This window comes from Terrabacter sp. P5_B1 (assembly GCF_056400505.1).
The window spans coordinates 1-4,349 of sequence record NZ_JBFULD010000340.1 but is presented as its reverse complement, the minus strand read 5'-3'; the positions used below and the strand labels follow the sequence as shown (position 1 = coordinate 4,349).

Sequence of the window (4,349 nt, the reverse complement as noted above, 5' to 3'; positions counted from 1 at the left end):
GCACCGGCCGCCCCACCGCAACCGGCACCCGCGGCGCCCGCGCCCGCTTCGGCACCCTCCCCGACCGACCTCCTGCAGCTCATCGAGCTCACGCCGGCCCTTCCAGGCGCAGACCTGGCCGTGGCGTGGGCCAGAGTCCTACCCGTCCCGATGGACACCACCGCCTCGACGGGCACCGCTTCGACCGCGGTGTCGGCGGCTGGGACCGCGGCTGCAACCGCCCCGGCCTCGACGGACCCGGCGCCGGTGGTCGCCGGGACCGGGTCTGCTGCCGACTCGGCGACCGCTGCCGAGAACGCAACCCCGCCGACGACCCCGCCGACGACGCCCTCACTCGTGCCCGTCCCTGCCCCTGCTCCGGTGGACCCCGCTGCGGCCGCTCCTCCTCCCGCTCCAGCGGGTCCGCCTCCGGCGGAGCCGGCGCCGGTGACTTCGGTCGAGCCGACACCCGAGCCTGCTGCGCCTACTCCCGACCCGACGGCGCCGGCTCCGGCCGATGCGACACCTGCCCCGACAGTCGCTCCTGTCGACCCGACACCCCCCTCGCCCTCGCCCTCGGCCACTGCTTCGGCCGGCGCGGTCGCACCGGCGTCCGATCCCTCGGGTGGCCCTACGCCCACCGCGCCGCCGAGCTCCCCCTGACCGTCCCGCGCCGGATCGGCCGCGCCGCTGCACTACCCTGTGCTCGTCCCTCGACGATCCCCGGTTGGTCTGCCGGCAGGGCCCGCCTGACTTTGAATCAGGACAAGCGACGCAGGTTCGACTCCTGCCCGGGGAGCATCGCACGCCGAGCGGGGCCCGCGTGGTCGACGCGGCCCGCTCGGCGGCATACGCGCCCTCCAGCGACGCGCTCGTGGTGCACTCGACGTGGAGGGGCTCACGGTGCGGCCCGGGGCGGACGGCGACCCCAGCCCCACGGGTAGCATGGCCGAGGCGCACCCCGGCGCCGACGTCGGCCGGGGTCGCACGCACCCGAGTGCACCCCGATCCACCCAAAGGAGCTGCGCCCTGTGAGCGATCGACGGCCCACCGCCGTGATCGTCCTCGCCGCCGGTGAGGGCACACGCATGAAGTCAACGACCCCCAAGGTCCTCCACACGATCGGGGGCCGCAGTCTCGTGGCCCATGCGATCCGCGCGGCCCGGGGCACGAGCCCGCAGCACCTCGCCGTCGTCGTGCGCCACGAGCGCGACCGCGTCGCAGAGCACGTGAGGCAGGTCGACCCCGAGGCGGTCGTCGCCGACCAGGACGACGTCAAGGGCACCGGCCGCGCCGTCGAGTGCGCCCTCGATGCGCTGCCCGCCGACCTGTCAGGCACCGTGGTCGTCACGTACGGCGACGTGCCGCTGCTCACGAGCGAGACGCTCGAGGGACTCGTCGCGGCGCACCACGAGTCCGCCAGCGCCGTCAGCGTGATCACCGCGACGCTCGAGGACCCCACCGGCTACGGCCGCGTCATCCGTGACTCCGACGGCTCGGTCGTCGCGATCGTCGAGCAGAAGGACGCCGACGAGCAGCAGCGGGCCATCCTCGAGGTCAACAGCGGGTTGTATGCGTTCGACGCGGCCGTCCTGCGCGACGCCCTCTCCGAGGTGGGCACCGACAACGCCCAGGGCGAGAAGTACCTCACCGACGTCATCGCGATCGCCCGTGGCCGGGGGCTCGGCGTGCGCGCCCACCTCGTCGCCGACCTTTGGCAGACCGAAGGGGTCAACGACAAGGTCCAGCTCGCGCGGCTCGGGGCCGAGCTCAACCGCCGCACCGTCGAGCAGGCCATGCGTGACGGCGCGATCGTCATCGACCCGGCCACGACGTGGCTCGACGCGGAGGTGACGATCGGGCYCGACACCGTCGTGCACCCCAACACCCAGGTCCTCGGCGCCAGCACCATCGGCCGTGACTGCGTCATCGGTCCCGACACGACCCTGACCGACGTCGAGGTCGGTGACGGCGCGAGCGTGGTCCGCACGCAGGCCGAGCTCGCCGAGATCGGGCCCGGCGCCACGGTCGGGCCCTTCTCGTTCCTGCGGCCCGGCACGCGTCTCGGCGCGAGGGGCAAGATCGGTGGCTTCGTCGAGACGAAGAACGCCGACATCGGAGAGGGCGCCAAGGTGCCGCACCTGACCTACTGCGGCGACGCGACGGTCGGCCCGGGCGCCAACATCGGTGCAGGCACGATCTTCGCCAACTACGACGGTGTCACGAAGGGTCACACCGACGTCGGCGCCCACAGCTTCGTCGGCAGCAACTCCGTCATCGTCGCGCCGCGGTCCATCGGTGACGGTGCCTACGTCGCGGCAGGCTCGGCCGTCGTCAGCGACGTCGCCCCCGGCCAGCTCGCCGTCACGCGGGCCCAGCAGCGCAACGTCGACGGCTGGGTCGCTCGCCGTCGCGCCGGCACCAAGACGGACGAGGCCGCCCGAGCCGCCCAGCGACAGCCGACCACCGAGATGAAGGACGCGCAAGCATGAGCGGCATCAACAAGGCCACCGAGAAGCACCTCATGGTCTTCTCCGGACGCGCGCACCCGCAGCTCGCCCAGGAGGTCGCGAAGGAGCTCGGCACCGAGCTCGTGCCGACCTCGGCCTATGACTTCGCCAACGGCGAGATCTACGTGCGCTACGAGGAGTCCGTCCGGGGCTCGGACGCCTTCGTCATCCAGAGCCACACCGCTCCGATCAACGAGTGGATCATGGAGCAGCTCATCATGATCGACGCGCTCAAGCGCGCGTCGGCCAAGCGGATCACCGTCGTGCTGCCCTTCTACGGCTACGCCCGACAGGACAAGAAGCACCGCGGCCGCGAGCCGATCTCGGCCCGCCTCATGGCCGACCTGTTCAAGACGGCCGGTGCCAACCGGCTCATGGCCATCGACCTGCACACCGCGCAGATCCAGGGCTTCTTCGACGGCCCCGTCGACCACCTCATGGCCATGCCGATCCTCGCCGCCTACGTCGGCAAGAAGTACGGCCACCTCGACCTCGCCGTCGTCTCACCCGACGCCGGCCGCATCAAGGTCGCCGAGGACTGGAGCTCACGCCTCGGCGGCGCCCCGCTCGCCTTCATCCACAAGACGCGGGACATCAACCGGCCCAACGAGGTCGTCGCCAACCGCGTCGTCGGCGAGATCAAGGGCCGCACCTGCGTGCTCGTCGACGACATGATCGACACCGCCGGCACCATCACCAAGGCGGCCGACGCCCTGATGGACCAGGGCGCCGCGGGCGTCATCATCGCCGCCACGCACGCGATCCTCTCGGGTCCGGCCGTCGACCGACTCAAGGCGTGCAAGGTCGAGGAGGTCATCGTCACCAACACCCTCCCGATCCCCGACGACCGCCGCTTCGACAAGCTCGAGGTCCTCTCCATCGCCCCCCTCGTCTCGATGGCGATCAAGGAGGTCTTCGAGGACGGCTCCGTAACGAGCCTCTTCGACGGCAAGGCCTGACACACGGGGGGCTTCGCCCCCGTGGACCCCCCGAAGACCCGCGGGGCTGGGTCCGGCCTGCGCCCCCGAGTGCCCCCGAAAGGCCCGCGGGTTGGTAGGTCGACCGAAGGCAGGGCGCGTATGCCGTGGGCCCGGGCCTGCGGCATACGCCCTTTCGTGCGTGGTGGGTCCTCAGGCTCGCGCGGACCGGCGGGCGCGGTAGGCGGCGGTGTGGGCCCGTGCCGCGCACCCGCCCTCGCAGAAGCGACGCGAGCGGTTGCGCGACAGGTCGACGACGACGTCGTCGCAGTCGGCCGCCTCGCACTCGCGGAGCCGGTCGAGCTCACCGGCCCGCACGACGTCGATGACCGCGATCGCCGCTTCGACGGCCATCCGCCGGGGGAGCGGGGCGTCGGCCGGTGTCGCGTGGACGTGCCACCCGACACCGTCGTGGTCGACGAGCTGGGGGACGGCGCGGGCCTCGGCGAGCAGGTCGTTGACGAGGTCGACGACGGCGGCCTCGTCCGGCTCCCAGAAGCCGCGAAGCCTGGGCCGCAGGGCCCGGACCGCCTCGAGCTCGGCGGCATCGCGATCGAAGCGCCCGGTCCAGCCCTGGCCACGGTAGAGCGCCTCCAGCTCGTCGAGGCTCGTCAGGCGGTCGGGGTCGCGGTCGCCGGGCACCGACCCGGGCATCGTGTTGACAAGGGCAGCGGCGGCGGCGAGGGTGACCTCGGTGTCATGGGTGAAAAGCATGTTGACTCCTGACGGTGACGGTCGCTACTGTCATGAGTGTAATCAGTTTTGATACTGACATCAGACAGGCGGGGACGGTGCCTGTCGGCCGGAGCGACGAGGACTGTCATGGCGGAGCGGAGCAGGGTCGGAGCGTCCGCGGTGGCTGCGGCCACGGGAAGCCGCGCGG

Annotated in this window: 3 protein-coding genes and 1 tRNA gene; 3 read left to right on the top strand and 1 reads right to left on the bottom strand. The window is 72.2% G+C overall.

Annotated features, from left to right (window positions below):
• The first annotated feature begins 699 nt into the window (after nucleotides 1–699).
• From AC1DP0_RS18685 to AC1DP0_RS18675, 3 genes are all read left to right on the top strand, one after another.
• Nucleotides 700–778: transfer RNA gene (locus AC1DP0_RS18685), tRNA-Gln, on the top strand.
• Nucleotides 779–1,010: 232 nt separating this feature from the next.
• Nucleotides 1,011–2,471: a bifunctional UDP-N-acetylglucosamine diphosphorylase/glucosamine-1-phosphate N-acetyltransferase GlmU gene (glmU, locus tag AC1DP0_RS18680; protein WP_478087363.1), complete on the top strand. Its 1,461-nt coding sequence runs from the start codon at nucleotides 1,011–1,013 to the stop codon at nucleotides 2,469–2,471.
• The gene (locus AC1DP0_RS18675) at nucleotides 2,468–3,448 is read left to right on the top strand and encodes a ribose-phosphate diphosphokinase (protein WP_478087361.1); all 981 of its coding nucleotides are present in this window, start codon (nucleotides 2,468–2,470) and stop codon (nucleotides 3,446–3,448) included. The genes glmU and AC1DP0_RS18675 overlap by 4 nt, the downstream gene beginning before the upstream one ends.
• Nucleotides 3,449–3,619: 171 nt before the next feature.
• Here AC1DP0_RS18675 and AC1DP0_RS18670 read toward each other — a convergent pair whose 3' ends face one another.
• On the bottom strand, nucleotides 3,620–4,180 hold the full coding sequence (locus AC1DP0_RS18670; protein WP_478087359.1) for a CGNR zinc finger domain-containing protein: 561 nt from the start codon (nucleotides 4,178–4,180) through the stop codon (nucleotides 3,620–3,622).
• Nucleotides 4,181–4,349: the final 169 nt, after the last annotated feature.

What these genes read in the sequence shown, in the direction of transcription:
- AC1DP0_RS18675 (WP_478087361.1), top strand. Translation starts at nt 2,468, where the DNA reads ATGAGCGGCATCAACAAGGCCACCGAGAAGCACCTCATGGTCTTCTCC.
- AC1DP0_RS18670 (WP_478087359.1), bottom strand. Translation starts at nt 4,180, where the DNA reads ATGCTTTTCACCCATGACACCGAGGTCACCCTCGCCGCCGCCGCTGCC.